This window comes from Stutzerimonas stutzeri (assembly GCF_024448895.1).
GTDB lineage: Bacteria > Pseudomonadota > Gammaproteobacteria > Pseudomonadales > Pseudomonadaceae > Stutzerimonas > Stutzerimonas stutzeri_Q.
In genome coordinates this window covers 266,377-287,522 of the sequence record NZ_JAMOIC010000002.1, presented here as the reverse complement: position 1 = coordinate 287,522, position 21,146 = coordinate 266,377, and the positions used below count along the sequence as shown (strand labels likewise).

General features: G+C 62.2%; 18 protein-coding genes and 1 pseudogene. 10 read left to right on the top strand and 9 right to left on the bottom strand.

Annotated features, from left to right (window positions below; translation table 11 throughout):
- Window positions 1-632: 632 nt before the first annotated feature.
- Together NA619_RS03550 and NA619_RS03545 are read left to right on the top strand one after the other, a co-directional pair.
- Window positions 633-2,105, top strand: coding sequence for an NCS1 family nucleobase:cation symporter-1 (locus NA619_RS03550; protein WP_255959998.1), 1,473 nt, complete (start codon window positions 633-635; stop codon window positions 2,103-2,105).
- Window positions 2,106-2,213: 108 nt separating this feature from the next.
- Window positions 2,214-3,401 carry a GAF domain-containing sensor histidine kinase gene (locus NA619_RS03545; protein WP_255959996.1) on the top strand — a complete coding sequence of 396 codons (1,188 nt, stop codon included), beginning with the start codon at window positions 2,214-2,216 and terminating at the stop codon, window positions 3,399-3,401.
- Here the strand turns inward: NA619_RS03545 and NA619_RS03540 are convergent.
- Both NA619_RS03540 and NA619_RS03535 read right to left on the bottom strand, forming a co-directional pair.
- Complete coding sequence (locus NA619_RS03540) at window positions 3,398-3,844, bottom strand: hemerythrin domain-containing protein (protein ID WP_255959994.1); 447 nt, start codon at window positions 3,842-3,844, stop codon at window positions 3,398-3,400. The genes NA619_RS03545 and NA619_RS03540 overlap by 4 nt on opposite strands.
- 121 nt (window positions 3,845-3,965) lie before the next feature.
- Entirely contained in the window at window positions 3,966-4,232 is a 267-nt protein-coding gene (locus NA619_RS03535) for a DksA/TraR family C4-type zinc finger protein (protein WP_255959992.1), read from the bottom strand.
- Window positions 4,233-4,546: 314 nt separating this feature from the next.
- On the opposite strand from NA619_RS03535, the gene NA619_RS03530 reads away from it, so the two are divergent.
- A complete protein-coding gene (locus tag NA619_RS03530; protein WP_255959990.1) occupies window positions 4,547-5,266 on the top strand; it encodes a TorF family putative porin in 720 nt (239 codons plus the stop codon).
- A gap of 18 nt (window positions 5,267-5,284) precedes the next feature.
- Here NA619_RS03530 and NA619_RS03525 read toward each other — a convergent pair whose 3' ends face one another.
- From NA619_RS03525 to NA619_RS03515, 3 genes are all read right to left on the bottom strand, one after another.
- Complete coding sequence (locus NA619_RS03525) at window positions 5,285-6,442, bottom strand: MFS transporter (protein ID WP_255959979.1); 1,158 nt, start codon at window positions 6,440-6,442, stop codon at window positions 5,285-5,287.
- 31 nt (window positions 6,443-6,473) lie between these two features.
- The gene (locus tag NA619_RS03520) at window positions 6,474-7,337 is read right to left on the bottom strand and encodes an isocitrate lyase/PEP mutase family protein (protein WP_255959976.1); all 864 of its coding nucleotides are present in this window, start codon (window positions 7,335-7,337) and stop codon (window positions 6,474-6,476) included.
- Window positions 7,338-7,431: 94 nt separating this feature from the next.
- The gene (locus NA619_RS03515) at window positions 7,432-8,304 is read right to left on the bottom strand and encodes a DMT family transporter (RefSeq protein ID WP_255959974.1); all 873 of its coding nucleotides are present in this window, start codon (window positions 8,302-8,304) and stop codon (window positions 7,432-7,434) included.
- A 319-nt stretch (window positions 8,305-8,623) separates the two neighbouring features.
- On the opposite strand from NA619_RS03515, the gene NA619_RS03510 reads away from it, so the two are divergent.
- From NA619_RS03510 to NA619_RS03490, 5 genes are all read left to right on the top strand, one after another.
- The gene (locus NA619_RS03510) at window positions 8,624-9,106 is read left to right on the top strand and encodes a GNAT family N-acetyltransferase (RefSeq protein ID WP_255960153.1); all 483 of its coding nucleotides are present in this window, start codon (window positions 8,624-8,626) and stop codon (window positions 9,104-9,106) included.
- A gap of 160 nt (window positions 9,107-9,266) precedes the next feature.
- Entirely contained in the window at window positions 9,267-9,767 is a 501-nt protein-coding gene (ureE, locus tag NA619_RS03505) for an urease accessory protein UreE (RefSeq protein ID WP_255959972.1), read from the top strand.
- Window positions 9,764-10,441, top strand: a complete 678-nt coding sequence (locus NA619_RS03500) for an urease accessory protein UreF (RefSeq protein WP_255959970.1) — start codon at window positions 9,764-9,766, stop codon at window positions 10,439-10,441. Before ureE ends, NA619_RS03500 begins: the two co-directional genes overlap by 4 nt.
- 502 nt (window positions 10,442-10,943) lie before the next feature.
- Window positions 10,944-11,558, top strand: a complete 615-nt coding sequence (ureG, locus tag NA619_RS03495; protein WP_255959962.1) for an urease accessory protein UreG — start codon at window positions 10,944-10,946, stop codon at window positions 11,556-11,558.
- A gap of 99 nt (window positions 11,559-11,657) precedes the next feature.
- A complete protein-coding gene (locus tag NA619_RS03490) occupies window positions 11,658-12,230 on the top strand; it encodes a HupE/UreJ family protein (protein WP_255959960.1) in 573 nt (190 codons plus the stop codon).
- Between the two features lie 84 nt (window positions 12,231-12,314).
- On the opposite strand, the gene amn is transcribed toward NA619_RS03490, so the two are convergent.
- Together amn and NA619_RS03480 are read right to left on the bottom strand one after the other, a co-directional pair.
- Entirely contained in the window at window positions 12,315-13,811 is a 1,497-nt protein-coding gene (amn, locus tag NA619_RS03485; RefSeq protein ID WP_255959958.1) for an AMP nucleosidase, read from the bottom strand.
- A gap of 54 nt (window positions 13,812-13,865) precedes the next feature.
- Window positions 13,866-15,209 carry a PLP-dependent aminotransferase family protein gene (locus NA619_RS03480; RefSeq protein ID WP_255959956.1) on the bottom strand — a complete coding sequence of 448 codons (1,344 nt, stop codon included), beginning with the start codon at window positions 15,207-15,209 and terminating at the stop codon, window positions 13,866-13,868.
- An 81-nt stretch (window positions 15,210-15,290) separates the two neighbouring features.
- Here NA619_RS03480 and NA619_RS03475 point away from each other — a divergent pair, with 81 nt between their 5' ends.
- Window positions 15,291-16,250 (top strand): threonine dehydratase, encoded by a 960-nt coding sequence (locus NA619_RS03475; protein ID WP_255959954.1) that lies wholly within the window; start codon window positions 15,291-15,293, stop codon window positions 16,248-16,250.
- Between the two features lie 24 nt (window positions 16,251-16,274).
- Here NA619_RS03475 and NA619_RS03470 read toward each other — a convergent pair whose 3' ends face one another.
- Both NA619_RS03470 and NA619_RS03465 read right to left on the bottom strand, forming a co-directional pair.
- Window positions 16,275-17,924, bottom strand: coding sequence for an acyl-CoA dehydrogenase family protein (locus NA619_RS03470; protein ID WP_255959952.1), 1,650 nt, complete (start codon window positions 17,922-17,924; stop codon window positions 16,275-16,277).
- 214 nt (window positions 17,925-18,138) lie between these two features.
- Window positions 18,139-20,070: pseudogene (locus NA619_RS03465) on the bottom strand (sensor histidine kinase); the annotation flags it as partial.
- A 270-nt stretch (window positions 20,071-20,340) separates the two neighbouring features.
- Here NA619_RS03465 and NA619_RS03460 point away from each other — a divergent pair.
- Window positions 20,341-21,135, top strand: a complete 795-nt coding sequence (locus tag NA619_RS03460) for a hydroxymethylpyrimidine/phosphomethylpyrimidine kinase (protein ID WP_255959948.1) — start codon at window positions 20,341-20,343, stop codon at window positions 21,133-21,135.
- Window positions 21,136-21,146 lie beyond the last annotated feature (11 nt).

Here is a 21,146-nt window from a genome sequence, read left to right as displayed (position 1 = left end):
CCTGATCGCGAGCAAGCTCGCTCCTACAAAAACAGCATCACACTGCGACTGACCGCAGAGATCAGTGAGCGCTTTCGGTTTACCGCCACAGCCACACCCCTGGTATGAGCCAGCTTGCTGGCGATCAACGTTCTGTTGTCGCGAAGCCGCGCCAGCACCGATCGCGAGCAAGCTCGCTCCTACGAAAAGCGCTGTGCTCGGTTCGCGATGATCGTTGCGGCATCTGTAGGAGCCAGGGGGACGCCCAGTCCTTGCTGGCGATCCATGTTCGGTTGTCGCGCTCCCTGAACGCAACTGGGGCGACGACGGTGTCCGTTGAGGCTCAGCTCTACCGGTTGGTGATGCCGTAGGCATTCGCATGCGCTCTTGCACCTAAGAAACGCCCTGGGTGCACGCTTAACGTGCGTCATCGAACGCTGTGCTGCAGGAAAGCGCAGGAAAGCCGAATCGAACAGCGAGGCACCTTTCTTTGTATACAAAAAATCTAACGGTGACGCTCACCATGTCTACTCTTTGCTGAGGCGCAGACCAGCAGGGCCATCGGTCGATCCACAAATGCTCGCGAACCTGCCGTACGCGGAACAAGAACTGCATACAAAAAGCGAACAACAATCTGCACAGGGCGCATACCGATGAATCACGACGACTATCAGATCAAGCAGATCGACCCGAGCTTGCACAACGAAGACCTTGCGCCACTCGCCCCTGCAAAACGCAAGTGGGGCTGGTTCGAGATTTTCAACGTCTGGTCCAATGACATTCAGAGCCTGTTCGGCTACACCCTGGCCGCGACGCTGTTCATCAGTTACGGCCTCAACGGCTGGGCCGTGCTGGCGGGCATTGTAGTCGCGGGTTTCATCGTAATGGGGCTGGTGCAACTGACCGGCAAACCCAGCGTCAAGTACGGCATCCCGTTCCCGGTGATGGCGCGCGCCAGCATGGGCGTACGCGGTGCGAACTTCCCGGCGGTGGTGCGCGGGATCGTCGCGATCTTCTGGTACGGCGTGCAGACCTACTTTGCCTCCACCGCCGTGGCACTGCTCATTCGTACCTTGTTCGGTCCAGGCTCTGAAGCCACGTTGCTGGGCCTGACCACCATCGACTGGATTGCCTACGTGATCGTCTGCGTCTTCCAGGTTGCGCTGTTCGTCAGGGGCGTGGACTGGGTAACGCGCTTTCTCAACTGGGCCGGCCCGCTGGTCTATCTGGTGATGATCGCCATGATGATCGCCATCTGCTACAAGGCCGGCCCAGGTCTCGCTGGCGCACTGGGCAGTATCTTCAGTGGCACTGGTACATATGCCGGCGGGCCGATTGCTGCGTTCGCCGCGGTGGTCGGCACGATGGTCGCCTACTTCGCCGCGGTGGTGATCAATTACGGGGACTTCGCACGCTTCGTCAAGGACGAGCGTCAGATGCGCATCGGCAACTTCCTGGGGCTGCCGGTGAGTCTGGCGATCTTCTCGCTGATTGCCTTAGTGATCACGGCCGGCACCGTGGTGGTGTTCGGCGAGACGCTGACCAACCCGACCGATATCGTCGCGCGCATCGACAATGTCGGCCTGACGCTCGTCGCGGCGATCACCTTCTTCGCCGCCACCGTCGGCATCAACCTGGTCGCGAACTTCATCCCGCCGGCGTATGACATCGCCAACCTGGCGCCAGCGCGCATCAGCGCCCGCACCGGCGGTTTCATCACTGCGGCCATCGCCTTCTTCATCGGCGCCCTGTGGGTGTCGTTCATCAGCGCGGTCGGCATCGCCGCGTTCGTCGATACCCTCGGCGCGGTACTGGCACCGCTGTACGGCATTATCGTTGCGGACTACTACCTGGTGCGTCGCCAGCAGCTGAGCGTGCAGGACCTGTTTTCCGCCGAGCCCGGTTCGAGCTACTACTTCAACGCCGGATGGAACCGCAAGGCGATCATCGCCTTTGGTGTCAGCTCGATATTCTCCGTCGCATCAGTCTGGACGCCTGGCCTGGAAAGCCTGTCAGGCTTTGCCTGGCTGCTCGGCGCGCTGTTTGGCGCGGTGGTGCATTACCTACTGATGCGCAAGCAGATCGTGCCGGCAAGCGTGGCGCCGACGTTTACCCCGCAGGGATGAATGCATACTCCAATCGGCCCGGCAATTTGTCGGGCCGATTCGGATAGAGGTTTCGCTCATGGTAAAGTGCCACGCCCTTCGCCGCGCTCTGACCAAGACGACACCCGCATGAAACGATCGGTAACCGATGACATCTCGGCGATCAGCCGTATCAACGCAGTCCCCGCCATTCTTCAAGTCATCTCGGACACGACCGGTTTGCGCTTCGCCGCCGTGGCGCGTGTCACTGACGATTCCTGGACGGCATGTGCGGTACTCGACCGGATCGACTTCGGCATGCAAGTCGGCAGCGAGCTGGACGTCGCCACAACGCTTTGCCACGAGATCTACGCATCCCACGAAACCATCGTCATCAGCAAGGTCAGTGAGGACGAGCGCTATTGCGATCACCACACGCCGAAGATCTACGGTTTCGAGAGCTATGTTTCGTCGCCCGTGTTCCGTACCGACGGCAGCTTCTTTGGCACCGTCTGCGCACTCGATCCGCACCCAGCGAATCTGCCCGAAGGGACGACCCGGGCGATGATTGAATCGTTCGCGAAACTACTGGGCATTCAGCTGGAGGCCGAGGAGCGTTTCGAGGCCACTGAGGCGGCGCTGATGGATGCAAGGCAAACCGCCGAGCTGCGTGAGCAGTTCATAGCCCTGCTCGGCCATGACCTGCGCAACCCGTTGTCCTCGATCATGTCTGGCGCGCAGCTGATGCTGCGGCGATCGAAGGAACCGGCGATTACCGGTATAGCCGAACACATGTTGACGGCGACTCACCGCGCCTCGCGGCTGGTCGATGACGTACTGGATTTCGCCCGCGGGCGGCTGGGCAATGGCATTCCGTTGAACATTCGCGACTGCGACAAGTTGCACGAGACGCTGGCGCATATCGTCTCGGAAATGCAGAGCAGCTACCCACAACGCAGGCTTCGCTGCGAGATTGAAAGCCTGGCCACCATCCGTTGCGACTCGGACCGGCTGGCGCAACTGTTATCCAATCTGCTGGCCAATGCCCTGACCCATGGGGCGTCCGATGGCGTTGTGCGGGTGAGCGCCCGAATCGAAGCCGGGCACTTCATCCTTGCGGTTAACAATCCGGGCGAGCCGATACCAGCCGAGCGACTCGCACATCTATTTCAACCTTACTGGCGGGAACCCTCGAGCACCCAGTCAGGGCTTGGGCTGGGACTGTACATCGCCAACGAAATCGCGCTGTCACACGGCGGTGGCATGCAAGCGACTTCTACCTCCGATGCGGGCACCACCTTCATTTTCAGCATGCCCACCGGAACGGCCGCAGGTTAGGCATGCTCGGCTTTCATCACTTCATAAGCGCCGAGGTAGGCGCCGGCTAGCTGGGTTTTCTGCTGATCGCTCAGCAGCTTTCCAGCCATCTGGAAGAACTTGTGCTCTTCCTCCTGCAGATGGTGATGGACCTTGTCCGACAGCTTGCGGGCCTGGGCCAGCCAGCTTGGACTGCTTGGATCGGTTTCTTCCAGTGCCTCGACCATTTCGTCCATCTCATGGTGCTCGGCGATGGCATGCCGGGACAGATCGACGCCGCTGTCGTCACCCATAAGCGGAATATAGAAGTGCCGCTCTTCGGCTACCGAGTGCACCCATAGCTCGTGCTTGAGTTGGGCAAACAGCTCTTTGCGTTCGGTGGTATCACCGCTGGTCTGCACCAGACGTTCGGAGAGGTCGCGCTGGATGTCGTGACTCAGACGAAGGGCTTCGAAGATCATCATGGGTGGTATTCCTCTTCCATGAAAGGGCGTGGGGGACGCGATGTGTGACACGCAGGCGCGTAGTGAGTGCGGTCACGCCGCTGATTTTTACGGTTATCCCACCCCTGATCCGCCTTGGCTGTCAGCGCAACTGGCTGTCCTTACTGCCGCGACGGTTGTAGCCGCTGAACTTGGCCTCCTGCTTGTCGTACTCGGTCTGGCACTTCACGCACAACCGAACGCCAGGCACCGCCTGCCGCCGTGCTTCCGGAATCTTCGCATCGCATTCTTCGCAATGGGTCAGGCTTTCGCCTCGTCCCAGACGACTGCGCGCACGCTGCACCGCATCTTCGATGGTGCTGTCGATCTGTTCCTGAACTGCACCTTCATTAGCCCAACCGGTGGCCATTGCACACCTCCTCACACGCTTTCGAGCCACTTTCAGTGGCACTTACCCTTCATTCGAAGGCGGCAGGAGAAAACGGTTCAGTCCAGGCGATTGGCGGCGCCAGCGATCAGTTACGCCAACGGCCAGGCACCACCCGTCGATTTGCTGGCGCCAAATCGACGAGTGGAGCACGAGCTATGGACGTCTTGGCTATCCTTCGGGCCGGAAAACGGTAAAGACCCATGTGCCAGAGCGCTTTGAATGTCCTGGCTGGTCTTCACCGCACGCAGTCGTCACTGGTCGGCTGCCCCAGAACTCAACCAGTGAAGCGGTATATGGACATGAGATACCTGATGGCAATGGCCATCGTGCTAACCGGTTGCGCCAGCCAGCCTGAGGTCGTGGAACGAGAAGTCGGGCAGTTCGACCTCAAGCTCGGTACGGCGCCGACCCGCAGCATGGCGCAAGGATTGGTTCAGCCAACCACTGCAAGCGCCTTTCGCGGCGGCCTGGATCTGACGCACGACAGCGGCTGGTACGTTGGGCAGTGGTCGCCCAGCATTGGCGTCTTGGATGGCAGCCAGCTGGAATTCAACAGTTACCTCGGCTTCGCCCAGCAGCGCCTGGATAATGCACCGGGGTACGAGCTTGGCGTGATTCGTTACAGCTTCCCAGAGCTGGAAAATCGCAACCGCGAGGCCTACTACGCCGGATTCAACCTGGGCGGCAGTCGCCTGGGTGGCGCGTTGAGCAGTGCCCTAGGGCGGACTGACAGCACGCTGTATCTGGAACTGGGTGCGGTGCAGCCGTTTGATCTGGGCGTGCGTTTGAAATACGCCAGCCACTCGATGGACAGCCCCATGTATCACCCCGGCGGCAGCGTGCGCGTGTTCAATGACTGGTCGCTGAATCTTTCCCGCGATCTGCTCGGCGTGCAGATGGACCTGTCCTACACCGACTCCAATCTGAGCGGCCCGCAGTGCGGCGTTTACTCAGGGCTCAACGCCCATTGCGAGCGCTTCATGATGTTCAAGGCCGAGCGCCAGTTCTTCTGACCGTTCGACCTTTGCCAATCAGCCCTGACGGAAGCGCCGCTGCGCGTTGCCGACCGCCAGCAGAAAAGCGGCAGCTGCGAAACCGTACAGCACGCCGAGATTGCCATCCTGGAACAGCCAGGAACCGAGCACCGGCCCGGTAGCCATGCCCATGAAGCGGAAAAAGTTGTAGCTGCCCACGGCTGTGGCCCGGTTATGGGGATACAGATCCATCAGCAGGCTGGTCTGCACCGGCAGTGACAGGCCCAGGAACAGACCGAACGCCGTCACCGCGACCACCAGCGCAGCGAGCGACCACTGCGCCACTGCGAGAAACAGCAGCAGGCTGAGCGCATTGAGCAGAGCGGTCACCAGCAGCATCGGCCGGGGCCGCCAGCGTCCGAGCAATCGCCCACCGGCGAACGAGCCCACCACCACCGCGATCGACAGCGGCAGAAACACCAAGCCTTTTTCGCTGGCACTCAGACCGTACGCGCTGTCCAACACCCGTGGCATGAACACCAGGTAGTTATAGAAGGCGTAATACTGCACGAAGCTCAGCAGCATCAGTGCTACGCCCTGAGGATTGCGCAGCACGTTTAGATACTCGGCCGGATGAAACGCCTTGGGCGCAACCCCGGTTGGCCGCGTCTCCTCCAGCCAGAGGGCGTTGACCAGCAGGACTACGCCGCCGACCACTGCGAGCAGCAGGAACACATAGTGAAAATCCACATGCTCGCCGATGAACCCGCCCACCACCGGGCCGACCACCGGCCCCAGCGCGACCATCATCTGGAACGAGCCCATCGCCCGGCCGCGCTCGGCGCCCTCGAACCGGTCGCCGATCACCGTGACGGCGACCACAGCACCGGCGGCGATACCGACGGCCTGTAAGGCGCGGAATACCAACAGCGTCTCGATGTTCTGTGCCAGAAAGCAGCCCAGCGACGCGACGATGTATACCGCGAGCCCCGCCAGCAAGGTGCCACGCCGGCCGCGTCGGTCGACCAGCGGACCGTAGACGATCTGCATGAACGCCAACACGAATGTGAAGATCGAGATGCTGAGGTTAATCAGCAGCGGCGTCGTGGACAGCGCGGCGCCAAGCTCCGGCAAAATCGGCGCGTAGACCGTCTGGGTGAAAGGCCCGAGAAAAGCGGCGAAGGCCACCATGAAGGTCAGCAGACGTGGATTCATCGGATCTCCCGTGATGGCACGTGGACGCAGGTTATTCCTTGACCTGCATGTATTCCTCGGCCCAAACCATGTACTCCTCGGCAGTCGAATATTTGACCGAAAGCTGCGAGGCGTTGAGGTCCGAGGCATCGATCTGGCGCTGTTCGCGTAGGCAGTCGTAGGTAGCCTTGATCGCAGCGAAATACGCCGCGTGGCCGTTGACCACGATGCGCACGCCAAGCTCGGCCAGTCGCGCGTTATCGCGCAGTTGCGGGTTGCCGTAGGTGACCAGCATCAGCGGCACGTTGAGCTTCTCGGCCACCTGCTCGAGCTGTGTGAAATCTACAATGCCAACCAGGCAGATGGCATCAGCGCCCGCAGCCTCGTAGGCCTGCACGCGCGCAATCACCTCCTCCAGCCCGATCACCCCGGCGTTGGTCCGGGCGATGATGCACAGCTCCGGGTCGATGCGCGCTTCGAGCGCCGCACGAATCTTGCCGACCGCCTCGAACATGCCGATCAGGTCGGTGGACTTGCGACCGAATTTGGCCGGCAGCAGCGTGTCTTCGATGGTCAACGCGGCGATCCCGGCGCGCTCCAGTTCGACCACGGTACGCATGACGTTGAGCGCGTTGCCATAGCCGTGGTCGGCGTCAGCGATGATCGGCAGGCGCGTGACGCGGCCAATGCGCGCGGCCTGCTCGACGAACTCGCTCAGAGTAATCAAGGCGAAGTCTGGCGCAGCCAGTACCTGCAGCGAGGCCACGGAGCCGCCGAGAATCCCGACCTCGAATTCGAGATCAGCCGCGATGCGTGCCGACATCGGATCGAAAACCGAAGCGGTGTGATAGCAGCGACCGGAGGCTAACAGCCGACGGAATTCGCTGCGCAGGGCGTGATGAGAAATACGTTGCATGTGTTTTCCTGATGAGTCGCACGCAAGGGTCGAGTCGCCCTTGTTCGGTAGTGTTGGAAGCGACACGGACGGCCGGAGGCACGCCCGCGGTGTTCTAGATTTGCGGGCGCGGTTGTCGGCCCTGCACATACGCCATGACCAGTCCGCTGGCGATGATGATGGCCATCCCGATGACTGCGCCGAGATCCGGCGCGTGATCGAAGACAACCACCCCCACCACGCCGGCGAAGATGATCTGCGAATAGGTGAACGGCGCCAGCGCGGCAGCACTGGCAAAGCGAAACGCATTGGTTAACAGCAGGTGCCCGCTCATTGCCATGGCACCGAGCGCCGCCATCATCAGCGCGTCGTGGAACGTCGGCGTCTGCCAATTGAAAATCACCAGCACGCTCATCACCAGACTGCCCACCAGACTGGTGATGAAGTTGCTCGTGACCGGATGATCCGTAGCGCTCAGCCGTCGCGTGATCAGTTGATAAAGAGTAAAGCTCACCGCCGCGCCGAACGGCAGCAGGATGGCCGGTGTAAACAAGGCGCCGCCCGGCCGCACGATGATCATCACACCCAGCAGGCCGCAGCCCACCGCCAGCCACTGGCTGCGACTGACGCGTTCGCCCAGCAGAGCGGATGCGATGGTGACCAGCAAAGGTGTAAGAAAGATGACAGCGGTGGCCTCGGCCAAGGGGATGTAGCTCAGGCCACTGATAAACAGCATGCTCACGCACACCAGGCTCAAGCCACGGCAGATCTGCAACTTCGGGCGCAGGGTATGAAACACGCGCCGTCCCATGCGCGGGGTGAACAAGCCGATCATGAGGACGGTTTGCGCCATATATCGCGCCCAGATGACCAGAAATACCGGATATAGCTGGGTGAGGTATTTGGAAAGGCCGTCATGAGTAGCGAGCGTCAGGCAGGAAACGAGGATGAGCGCCACGCCAAGCAACGGATTGTGCGAGTTGTTCAAGGGGATGACCGCGAAGATAGGTAGCTAACTAAGAAATTATGCCCGGAAATGCGCGACTCGTCAGTCATCACGTTAGCCCGGCCGACCAGCCGCCGCTCAAAGAAACAATGTGTCGAGCGGCCGGCCGACGTCGTTCACGCTGCGCATGCCGTGGCACGAAGGGCGATCGTATGGCTGTCATCAAGCGTGGCTTTAATGCAGGCGTCCGTCGGCAGGCGCTCCGTTCGCCTGCGGATCGCGTATGATCGCCGCCCCCCGGAGCGAGCCGCCATGCGGCCGCGTCAGTTCGAGTGTTGTTTCGATGTTCAAGTTACGAGCGATGCAGGCGCGCGATATTCCTGCAGTGATGTCGATTCAAGAAGAATCCTACGCCGTTGAAGTCCTTGAGGATGAAGCGGTGATCCGGGCGCGCTTCGCCGCCTGCCCGCAGCTGGCCTGGGTGGCCGAAGATGATCAGGGCGTTTGCGCCTACCTCTTCGCGTACCACTCGCGTGTCGGCAAGGTGACGCCGCTGGATGGCGAGTTTCAGCATCACGGTGAAGCCGACTGCCTGTATCTGCACGACCTGGCCGTCGCCCGGCGTGCCGGGGGTCGTGGCATCGGACCGGCGCTGGTGCGTTGGAACCTGGAGCAAGCCCGCACTCAGCAGCTGCGCTATTCGGCGCTTGTGTCAGTGCAGGAATCCGAAGCCTTCTGGTCGCGTCTGGGCTATACCGCCCACGAAGAACTGGACCAGCCCCAGGCGTCGAATCTGGCCAGCTACCAGATTCCAGCCGTATATATGGTGCGCGAACTGCATTAAGCGACTCTTTATGGTGCAGTCTAAGAGCGCTTGCACCCTAATGGATCATCAAGAGCCCCATTATCAGGCACTCATCCCACCAAGCCCGCTGGATGCGCCATTACCCAGGTTGGCAAGGGCCTTGCTCTGCTTGTACCCACAGGTACAACCGGAACCGCCCATGCTCGTCATACGCCAACGCACCGCACCGCACCCTCACCCCGACGCTGAACTGGAGCTGAGCTACGAAGCGCGCAGCAAATCCCGGCTGCGCTGCTTTACCACCAATACCGAAGACGTCGGCCTGTTTCTCGAGCGCGGCCAGCCTCCGTTACGCGATGGCGAGTGCTTGCAGGCAGAAGACGGCCGCATCGTTATCGTGCGGGCGCGCGCCGAGAAGCTTCTCCACGTCACCTGCGCCAGCGCTTTCGAACTGACCCGCGCGGCTTACCACTTGGGCAATCGCCATGTCGCTCTTCAGGTCGGTGACGGCTGGCTGCGATTGCTCGACGATTACGTGCTCAAGGACATGCTGCTGCAACTTGGCGCCAGCGTCGAACACATCGAGGCGCCCTTCCAGCCGGAACATGGCGCGTACGGTGGCGGCCATCACCACTCACATGCAGGCGAGGCGGAATTCAGCTACGCACCGCGCCTGCATCAGTTCGGCGTGCGTACGTGAATCCAGCCGCGTTCGCCTTGCTGCGCCTTGCCAGCCCACAGCTGCCAATCGGTGGATACAGCTATTCGCAGGGCCTGGAAATGGCCGTAGAACGCGAACAAGTAAAGGATGAAAGCACCGCGCGCAGCTGGCTGAGCGACCAGCTCATGCTGAACCTGGCACGTTTCGAAGCGCCACTCCTCTTTGCTCACTGCCGCGCCGCCAGCGCTCAAGATTGGCCTGAACTTAAACGGCTCGCAGCCTGCCATCGCGCCAGTCGGGAAACCCGTGAGCTGAGGCTGGAAAGTCGGCAGATGGGATATTCGCTCAAGCAGCTGTTGGACAATCTGCCGGAACTCGATGAAGCGGCACGCGCCCTTTATGAGCGTATCGAAGAGCCCGGTTTAGCCCTCGGCTGGGCCTTGGCCGCGCGGGCATGGGGGATCAGTGCTGAAGATGCGCTTACCGCCTGGCTCTGGGGTTGGTTAGAGAATCAGCTGGCGGTGTTGATGAAGACCCTGCCGCTCGGGCAGCAGGCGGCCCAGCGGTTGACCTCCCAGTTGCTGCCAAGCCTGCAACGGGCCCAGCGCGACGCGACCTCGATTGAGCCAGAGCATTGGGGAAGCGCGGCATTTGGGCTGGCGTTGGCCAGCATGGCGCATGAACGGCAGTACAGTCGGTTGTTTAGATCATGAGGGCCTTCGCGACACGCGGACAGATGCTGGCGGCACATACATTTTCGGATGACATCACTCGATCATTGGCCCGAACTTGGGTGCAACGCCCCACCACCGATACCACCCGTAGGATGGCGTTGAGCGAAGCGATACCCATCAAATCAGGAACTCACCGATGGGTATCGCAGGCTCAACCCATCCTACGGTCTGAAATGGTAGTTCAGCAGCGTCTGATGGTTCGATTCCCCTTCAGAAAGCCGAGCGCAGGCACAAAGCCGCACGCGCCGCGGCCGCCAGATCGATGCGGTACTCAGCGCGCGCTCTCGCGGAAAAGGAGCAGCGGCCATGCCGCCTGCAGCTCAAGACAAAAAATGCACAGCGCTTATTCCCAACACCCGAGCCAGCTCACGCGGGCGAACAAGTTCGCCCCTACGAATCCCATCCACCTGCCCCACCGGCAGGCGCGATTCCCTTGCATCAATCCCGAGGCAGCCAAGCTGCCTTCCAGAGGAGAATGTCCATGAACACCCAACCCCTGCGCGTCGGGATCGGCGGCCCGGTCGGTTCCGGCAAGACCGCGCTGACCCTTGCCCTTTGTCTGGCCCTACGCGAGCGCTACAACCTCGCGGTGGTCACCAACGACATCTACACCCAGGAAGACGCCCAGTTTTTGGTGCGCAACGAAGCCTTGGCGCCGGAACGCATCATTGGCGTTGAAACCGGCGGCTGCCCGCACACGGCGATCCGCGAAGATGCCTCGATCAATCTGGAAGCCGTCGAGCAGCTCAACCGCCGTTTCCCAGGGCTGGACCTGATCATCGTCGAATCCGGCGGCGACAACCTTTCGGCGACTTTCAGCCCCGAGCTGTCCGACCTGACCATCTACGTCATCGACGTCTCGGCTGGCGACAAGCTGCCACGCAAGGGCGGTCCGGGCATCTGCAAGTCCGATCTGCTGGTGATCAACAAGATCGACCTGGCACCCATGGTTGGCGCGTCGCTGGAGGTCATGGACCGCGACACCCGCAAGATGCGTGGCGACAAGCCATTCGTCTTCAGCAACCAGAAGGTTGGGCAGGGCCTCGACGAGATCATCGCCTTCATCGAGAAACAGGGAATGCTCAGCGCCACCTGACGCGACTACGGATTTCGCTGGGCCAGCCTCACCGGACCAGCACCCACGCATCCATCCGGCGCATTGCGCGTGCGCCATGCAACTCAGAGGAAAACCCGCATGAAACTGCAGAAACTGTTCGCCGTGTCCGCCCTGCTGCTCAGCCCGGCCCTGGCGCTGGCCCATCCCGGCCATGACCACGCGGGCGTGATGTCCGGCATTGCACACCCAATCTTCGGCCTTGATCACCTGTTGGCCATGCTCGCCGTCGGTCTCTGGGCCGCGCAGCAGACAGGCAAGGCGCGCTGGGCACTGCCGCTGACCTTCGTCGCGACCATGCTGGTTGGAGGCCTGTTCGGATTCACGGGGATGCAGCTGCCGTTCATGGAAACGGGTATCGCCGGATCGGTCCTCGCACTCGGGCTGCTGGTGGCTCTGGCGGTGCGTCCGCCTCTGGCTGTTGCAGCCGGGTTAACCGCTCTGTTCGCGCTCAGCCATGGCGTCGCGCACGGACTGGAGTTGCCGGCGCTCTCCAGCCCCTGGGGTTATGCGGCGGGCTTCATTGTCGCCACCGCAATGCTGCACGGGGCCGGTTACGTCGTGGCGCGTAATCTTCCGCAGGTCGCGGCACCGCTGGTGCGTATTGCGGGGGCTGCTTCTGCACTGGCCGGTGCCTGGTTGCTGGCAGCCTGACGAGCAGCGCCAAGCTGCAAGTAGAAGCAAAAGCTAAAAAGCCCGAGTTGATCTCGGGCTTTTCTATTGCAGCGTGCCGCTCCTTTACCGGAACGGCGGCTCGTCGAAGCTACGCAGTTTGCGAGAATGCAGCGAGTTGAGCTGGGTACGCAACAGATCGAGCGCAGCGATACCGATCTTCAGATGCTGGGTCACCGCGCGTTCATAGAAGGCGTTGGCCGATCCCGGCAGTTTGATCTCGCTGTGCAGCGGCTTGTCCGACACGCAGAGCAGGGTGCCGTAGGGCACTCGCAAGCGATAACCCTGGGCGGCGATGGTGCCACTTTCCATGTCCACCGCCACGGCGCGTGACAAGTTGATCAGCGGCCGCTCCTGCGCCCAGCGCAACTCCCAGTTCCGGTCGTCGTAGGTCAGCACGGTGCCTGTGCGCAAACGGCGCTTGAGCGCTTCGCCCTGTTCGCCCGTCACCTGGGCGGCGGCTTCCTGCAAGGCCTGCTGGACTTCAGCCAGCGCCGGCAGTGGGATGTGTGGCGGCAGCACGCGATCAAGAATGCCGTCACGACGCATGTAGGCGTGGGCCAGCACGTAGTCACCGATGGACTGCGACTGCCGCAGCCCTCCGCAGTGGCCGATCATCAACCAGCAATGCGGGCGCAGCACGGCAAGGTGATCGGTGATGTTCTTGGCGTTCGACGGGCCGACGCCGATGTTCACCAGGGTAACGCCGTCGCCATCTTTGGCCTGCAGGTGGTACGCCGGCATCTGGTAGCGGTGCCAGAGCACGCCGCCAATGATTGCCTGGGCCTCGCCCTCCTCCATGCCGCGCTCGATGGTGATGTTGCCGGGCAACACCATGCGCACGAAACGGGTGTCGTCACGCAGCATGTCGAGGCCGTGGCGGATGAACTGGTCGACATAGCGGTGATAGTTGGTCAGCAGGATCCAGGGCTGCACGTGGCGCCAGTCGCTGCCGGTGTAATGCACCAGCCGGCGCAGCGAGAAATCCACCCGCGCGCCGTCGAAGAGCGCCAGCGGATAGGGGTCGGCGTGCTCCCAGTCATAGAGACCGTCGGCGATGTCGTCGGTGGCCGCGGACAGATCGGTGCTGGGAAATACTCGGGCAAGCTCGGCAGCGGTCACACCAGTGCCGGCCAATTCATCGCCCTGCTCGATCACATAGGGATAGGGAATGTTGCGGTCGCTGATGCCGACCTCGACCGTTACCGCAAAGTCCTTGATCAATGGCTGCAGCTGATCGAGCAGATAGCTGCGGAAAGCCGCCGGATGGGTCACGGTCACGCTGTAGACACCCGGAGACTGCACCTTGGCATAGGCACGGGTAGATGCCGGCACCTCGCCGTGGCATTCATAGGTCAGGCGCAATTCGGGATAGCGAAACTGCGCGCGCTCGGCCGCATCGGGTTCCTGGCGCGTCTTGACGTAGCGTTTGAGCGCCTGGTTCAGCGAGCGGGTGGCATGCTGGTGCAGCTCGGCAAGGTGGTCCACGGCCGCTTCAGCGCTGGTGGCAATGCGAAAGGTCTCGCCTGCTGGATTCATGGTGGGTTTTCCTTGTCTGTTCATTGAAAACATCTTGCCTGCTGTTCGATGACAGCGGTAGCACCCGTTTTGGTGCGTTTAGCGAGGAGGAGAAGCCGCCAGCGCAAGGGCAATCGCTTCCAGCCGCGCCTTGAGTATCACCAGGCTGGGCGCTGCCGTCAGGCTCAGGCGCAGCGCATGGGGTGCGTCGTGGCCAACCGCGAAGACTTCCGCTAACGCCGCCTCGATGCCGGCATCGCGGCAGAGCCCTGCAAGATCACGATCACCCGGCAGCGACAACCAGAGATGCGGCGAGGCGACCAGCCCTGTTGGGCCAAGCAGTTTCTGCGCCAGGCGCCAGCGACGGGTCATCTGCTCGCGCTGCCAGGCCAGTCGGCGCGCCGCGGTGCCATCTTCGAGCCAGTCACTGGCAATCCGCAGGCACAGTGTCGACAAAGCCCAGCTGGTCGCCTGCCGTTCGGGATCAATGCGCGACAGCCAGTTTTCCGGCCCGGCAATAAAGCCCAGCCGCAGGCCTGGGGCGACCGTTTTCGACAGACTGCTAATCAGCAGCGTGCGTTCGGGCAGCACAGAGGCCAGAGGCGGCTCGTCTCCCAGCGCGCCATAGATGTCATCCTCGATGATCAGCAGGTCGTGCCGCCGCGCCACGGCAGCGATGGCGTCGCGCCGCCGGACATCCATGCTGACGCCGGTGGGGTTCTGCATGCAGGGCGTCAGCACCGCGACGCGCGCCGATGTGGCGCGCACCAAGCGGTCGAAATCATCCGGAAGGATGCCGTACTCATCCATCGCCACGCCATGCAGCGGCAGGCGCAACTGCCTTCCGGCCGCCTTGATGCCCGGCGAGGTCAGCGCCTCCACCAGCACCGGCTCACCGGGCTCGCATAATCCGATCAACGCAGCGAACACACCCTGCTGCGCACCTGCACAGAGCAGCACCTGCTGCGGGGTCATTTCCAGCGAACGGCTGCGCAACCAGTTGCTCACGGCAAGTTGGCCACGCTGCAGACTGCGCGCCGAGGGATAGCCTTGCAGCGTCGCCACCTCACCCTTCGCGCACAGCGCGGTCATGCTGCGCTGCAGATCTTCATCGTCGGGGTCGAGTACCGGCAGGTTGGTCGACAGGTCCACCAGCTCCGGATGCACATCGGGCAGCTTCAGGCGGAACAGACTGGCCTCGCGGCTGCTGGCCAGCACAAAGGTGCCGCGCCCCACCTCGCCACCTACCAGATGTCGGCGCGCCGCTTCGCGATAGGCCTGCATCGCCGTGCTCGGGTTGAGGCCGAGCGCCCAGGCCAGTCGCCGCTGAGGCGGTAAGCGGTCGCCAGGCTTGAGTTCACCCCGTGAAATGGCCGAGGCCATGGCGTCGACCAGTGCGAGATAGCGCGGCTGATCGTCGGCTTCGAGTTCAGGTAACCACATTGTCTGCCATGCAATATAAGTATTTACCCACACAATGCGCGTCCATAGGATCGACGTCAAACCCCGACAAGGAGCTATCCGATGTTCGATCTACCTGCACTGCGTCAGGCAGCCGAGCTGATAAATCAGAGCGTACCGCCGACGCCTCAGCTGTCCTGGCCATTGCTCGCCGAGCGGCTGGGCTGCGAGGTCTGGGTCAAGCATGAGAATCACACCCCGGCTGGCGCGTTCAAGGTGCGCGGCGGTGTGCTCTATGTGCACGAGCTGCTCAAGCGCGAACCTCATTTGCCAGGTCTCATTACCGCCACCCGCGGCAATCATGGCATCAGCATGGCGATGGCAGCACGCAAGGCAGGCCTGCGTTTGCAGATTCTGGTCCCGGAGGGTAACTCGGCGGAAAAAAACGCAGCCATGCGTGCCTGTGGCGCCGAGGTGATCGAGTATGGTCGCGACTTCGACACGGCTCGCCAGCGCGCCGCAGAACTGTCTGAGGAAAACGGCTGGCACTTCGTCCCATCCCTGCATCCGGACCTGATCTGCGGCGTCGCCACCTATGCGCTGGAGCTGCTCGAAGCGCTGCCGGATCTGCGCCGGGTTTATGTGCCGATCGGCCTCGGCTCCGGCATCTGCGGAATGATTCGAACCCGCGATCTGCTAGGCCTGGATACCGAGGTCATCGGCGTGGTGTCCAGCGCTGCCGACGCCTATGCCCTGAGCTTCGAGCAGAGCAGTCTGGTCTGCACCGAAACGGCCGATACCTTCGCCGATGGCATGGCGTGCCGGATGCCGGTACCGGAGGCATTGGAAATCATCCGATCAGGCGCGGCGCGCATCGTGCGAGTCGACGATGCCGAGATTCGCCAAGCCATCGTTGCGCTGCACGAGGACACCCATAACCTCGCCGAAGGCGCAGGCGCCGCTGCACTGGCAGCAGCGATGAAGGAGCGCGAGCGCAACCGTGGCGAGCGCATCGGCGTGGTGCTCAGCGGCGCCAATATCGACCGCCAGGTGTTGGCAAGCATCCTGGCCGGGCAAGCCTGACGCTGCGTGATCTACAACCGCTCGCTAGTCCAGGAACGGCGCACTGCGAGCCAGCAGCGCGCTGATGTCCAACCCACGCGGCAGGGTGCCGAAGACTCGCCCGCCGCCGTAAAGGCGACTGGCGATGAAAGCATCCGAAACCGCCTCGTTACCCGCCTCGAGCAGCAGTTTGGCCTGCAGCGCAACGGCCACATCCTCGGTGAGCTGACGCGCGCGGTACTGGATGTCGTCCTTATCGGTGAAAGCGCTTTGCAACCGGTCGATGTGCTTCTTCAAACGGGAATCGCCGTGACCATCGCCCAGCTCGGTGAATAGGACTTCGAGCACGCCAGCCTCCTTTGAAAGCGCGCGCAAAACATCCAGGCACTGAACGTTGCCCGAGCCTTCCCAGATGGAGTTCACCGGGGCCTCGCGGTATAGCCGCGGCATGATGGTTTCCTCGACGTATCCGGCGCCGCCCAAGCATTCACTGGCCTCGGCGATCATTTCTGGCGCACGTTTGCATATCCAGTACTTGCCGACCGCGGTCACCAGTCGGGCGAATTTCTCTTCCTGCTCTTCGAAGGGATTGTCGAGGGCTCGCCCCATGCGCATGGTAAGCGCCAGTGCGGCTTCGCTCTCCAGCGCCAGGTCGGCCAACACGTTCTGCATCAATGGCTGCTCGATCAGGGCACGACCGCCCACCTGGCGATGCGCGCAGTGATGCATGGCCTGGGTCAGCGCCTGTCGCATCAATGAACTGGAGCCGATCATGCAGTCGAAGCGGGTCGACGAAACCATCTCGATGATGGTTGGAACGCCCCGCCCTTCCTCGCCGATCATCCAGGCCAGCGCGCCGCGGTACTCGACCTCGCTGGACGCGTTCGACCAGTTGCCGAGCTTGTTCTTCAGCCGCTGGATATAAAACTGGTTACGGCTGCCGTCTGGTCGGTGGCGCGGCAGCAAGAAGCAGGACAGGCCCCTGTCGGTTTGCGCCAGGGTCAGAAAGGCATCGCACATGGGCGCCGAGCAGAACCACTTGTGCCCGACCAGCTCGTACATCTGCCCCGGCCCCGTAGCGCCAACGGCATGGGCACGGGTGGTATTGGCGCGCACATCAGTGCCGCCCTGCTTCTCGGTCATGGCCATGCCGATGGTCAGGCCGTTTTTCTGCTCCATCGGCACATTGCGCGGGTCGTAATCCAGGCTGAGGATCTTCGGCAACCAGATCTCGGCAATTCCAGGCTGTTGCCGCAGCGCCGGTACGCTGGCGTAGGTCATGGTCAACGGGCAGCTGCTGCCGGATTCGGCCTGATTGTGCAGATACATCAGCCCGGCTCGCGCCACCTGAGCGCCAGGTTGCGGATCGGTCCAGGGCAGCGACGGAATGCCATGGGCGATCGCTGCGCTCATGAGCTGGTGATAACCCGGGTGAAATTCCACCAGATCGAGACGATGGCCATAGCGGTCATGACTCTTGAAAACCGGCTTGTTTTCGTTGGCAAGAAAGCCTGCGGCCATCAGTGGACCACCGGCCAGAGCGCCGTAGGCATCCAGACGCGAGTCGGCCCAGCCTCCGCGGTATCGCCGCACCCAGTCCTGCAGCGGCAGGTCGAGGCGATACAGATTCGCACCTTCGAGCGGCGGGACCTGGTTCAGCACCTCATGGGTTTCAGCGTTATGGTGCAGGCTCATGTGGGTCTCCTCGGCAGTAGCAGCGAAGGGCCCGACAGGATATGGAATTATTTTGTTGGCGTTGTCTACGCCACGCTAGCCGGGCCGGCAGGGGTCGTCTCTGGCAGCGACCCGCCTACAGGAGTGAAGCACGCATGCCACATGCGAAAAAGTGAGGTTTCGGCCAATTGCTGCGCCAAGCACTGCGCCCCGCAAGGCGCTCTCAGCCCAACCGAAGCGGCAGGCGCACCATGAAGCGGCTGCCGCTGCCAAGCTCTGACCAGTACGAGATTTCGCCGCCTTGCAGCTCCACCAGCTGCCGGCATAGTGACAGGCCGATGCCTAGCCCGCCGTGCTGCCGGGTCATGCTGCCGTTGAGCTGGCGGAAATGCTGATACAGCGAATCATCGGCCGGCTCCTCAAAGCCGATGCCTGTATCGATCACTTCCACTTCCAGAACGAACCGGGACTGGTCGTCATCACGGCCATTTAGCGCGAGCGTCACCTGCCCCTGCGGGGTGAACTTGATGGCATTGTCGAGCAGATAGCCAAGGCTCTGTTTCAGCTTGGATACATCGGCGACGCAATGTGCAGGCAGGTGCTCTGCCAGGTGAACGTGTAGCTCGAGTCCGCGTACCGCAGCACGGGGACCGTAGATCCGGGCGAGTTCATCGGCCATCACACGCAGCTCGAAGGGCTCGTCATGCAGCTGCAGGCGACCGGCCTGCAGCTCGGTGAGGGCAAGAATGTCGTTGACCAGTTGCATCATCTCGCGCGCCGAGCCGGTAGCAATGCGCTGGTACTGATCCAGCTCGCCGTTCAGCTCCAGGGTGCGCATCAATTCGAGGCTGCCCAGTACGCCGTGCATCGGCGTGCGCAGTTCATGGGTGACGTTGGCCAGGAATTGATCCTTGAGCCGATTGCTCTCGGTCAGCTCACGGTTCATCTCCGCCAGTTTGCGGCCGGTCTCCTCGAGTACCCGCGCGCGCTCCTCCTTCATCATGTTGATCCGGTCGGCCAGCGCCAAAGACAACAGCGCAACTTCCAGTGCCGAACCGATCTGCCCGGCATACATGGTGAGAAACATGTGCGGCAGATAACCGAGGACCATCAACGTGTTGATCTGTCCACCGATGAGAAATGCGCTCCAGGCAATCAGGAAATAGCGCGCGACGCGCATCCCCCTGTGCCAGGCGACGATGCCGGCAACGAAGATGACCAGGATGAACCAGAGCGCGAGGAAGGTCGCCATTCGCAACGCGAGCGCGTAGCTGGCGAAGAGCGACAGAATCATCGTCAGCACACCCAGCGCCATCAGCAGCATCAACGTGTGGTCGATCCAGGGGCTATGTTCGCTGGTATGCAGGAAGCTACGCGCGAACTGGCAGCCGAACAGCCCCGCCGCGCCGATCAGAAAGGGTGTCGACGCATTCGCCCACCATGGCCAGTTCGGCCAGAGGTATTGCACGCCCAGACCGTTGACCGAGACCTGATACAGGCCGAACGAAGCGATATACAGGATGTAATAGAGATAGCTGCGATCGCGCACGCTGAGGTAGATGAACAGGTTGTAGACCAGCATCACCAGCAGCACGCCGTAGATGATCGCGAGCACATAGACGTGCCCGGATTGTTCTTCCAGATAGGCCACTGGCGCCCATAGGGTCAGCGGAATCTGGATCGATCCCTGGCTCTCGAGCCGCAGATAGATCCGCTGCGGCTGGTTGGGCGCCAACTCGAGTTCGAAGAGGTGGTTGCGCTGCCTGATCTGCCGATCATGGAACGGCAGCGCGTCGCCGCTCCGCTGCGCCAGTCGATATGTGCCAGGCCCATCGGGGAGATACAGGTCAAGATGATCGAGCGGCGGATAGGCAAGCTCCAGCCAGCGCCGGCCGCGCTCGGTGGCGGAATCGGCCCGGTAATTCAGGTCTACGCGCAACCAGAATGCCGAACGGGAGTAGCCGGCATTGACGACATCTTCCGTGCTCTGCACGAACTTGCCGGCCGCATCGAGAGCGACGACTTCTTCGATGGTGGCGCTGCGACTGGGATCTTCCAGCAGGGCCATGACCCGTCCAAGCGGCAGGCGCTGCGTGCGCTCATCGAAATCGACGGCAACGGCGATCATCGGCAGAAGGCCGAACAGGAATATGAGGATATGGTGCATGGAGGGGGCCTTGTCGAACCGCGTCAGGAGAACCCCGCTCCCCTGAATGCACGCAGCCGACTCAAAGTAGTGGCACTTTAGCATGTTCCCGAACGTCTTGAAGCGGTCGCCGCGCATATCCTGCCGGAAGGCTGTAGGGCGCGACAACTCCGCGCAGGGTGCCAGCGCAAGCCGCCCGCCGGGATTGATGTTAAGCTCGCACGCCATGAAAACCCGGCGATAACTGGTCAAGGCCAGCGCTCTCACCCATGCCTCGGGGAACCCCAATCGATGTCCGGCCCATGCTCCCGCCCTGTCGTCCTCTGCCTCTCCGGCCATGACCCAAGCGGAGGCGCCGGCCTGCAGGCTGATATCGAAGCCCTGATTGCACAGGGCTGTCATGCCGCGCCCGCGGTCACCGCGCTGACTGTTCAAGACACGGTCGACGTGACGGATTTCCGAGTCCTCGATCGCGAATGGGTGCTTGCGCAGGCCAATGCAGTGATTGCTGACCTACCGATTGCGGCCGTCAAACTGGGCATGCTCGGCTCGGTGGAAATGGTCGATACAGTCCTGGAGATCATGCAAAAGCTGCCCGGCGTTCCACTGGTGTGCGATCCGGTCCTGCGCGCCGGCGGTGGTGGTGCGCTGGGCAAGGATGAAGTGGGCTACGCCATGCGCGAGCGGCTTTTTCCGATTTCGACCATCGCCACGCCAAACCTGCCCGAAGCCCGGATTCTCGCCGAGCTACCGGACGGTAGCGCCGAAGAATGCGCCGAGAAACTGCTGCCCTTCATTCGCCACCTGCTGATCACCGGCGGGCATGGTGACGAGACGGAAGTCCACAACCGCCTTTATTGTCGCGATGGCAGCCGGTTCGACTTCAGCTGCCAGCGCCTTCCCGGCAGCTACCACGGCTCTGGCTGCACACTAGCGAGCGCACTGTCGGGACGGCTCGCGCTTGGGGAAGAACTCTCCAGTGCGGTGAAATCTGCCCTCGATTACACCTGGCGTACCCTGCGCGACGCTGAAGCGCCCGGGCGCGGCCAGTACATTCCCCGTCGCCTGCCGCTGGACTTGGCCTGACCGGAGCGCTG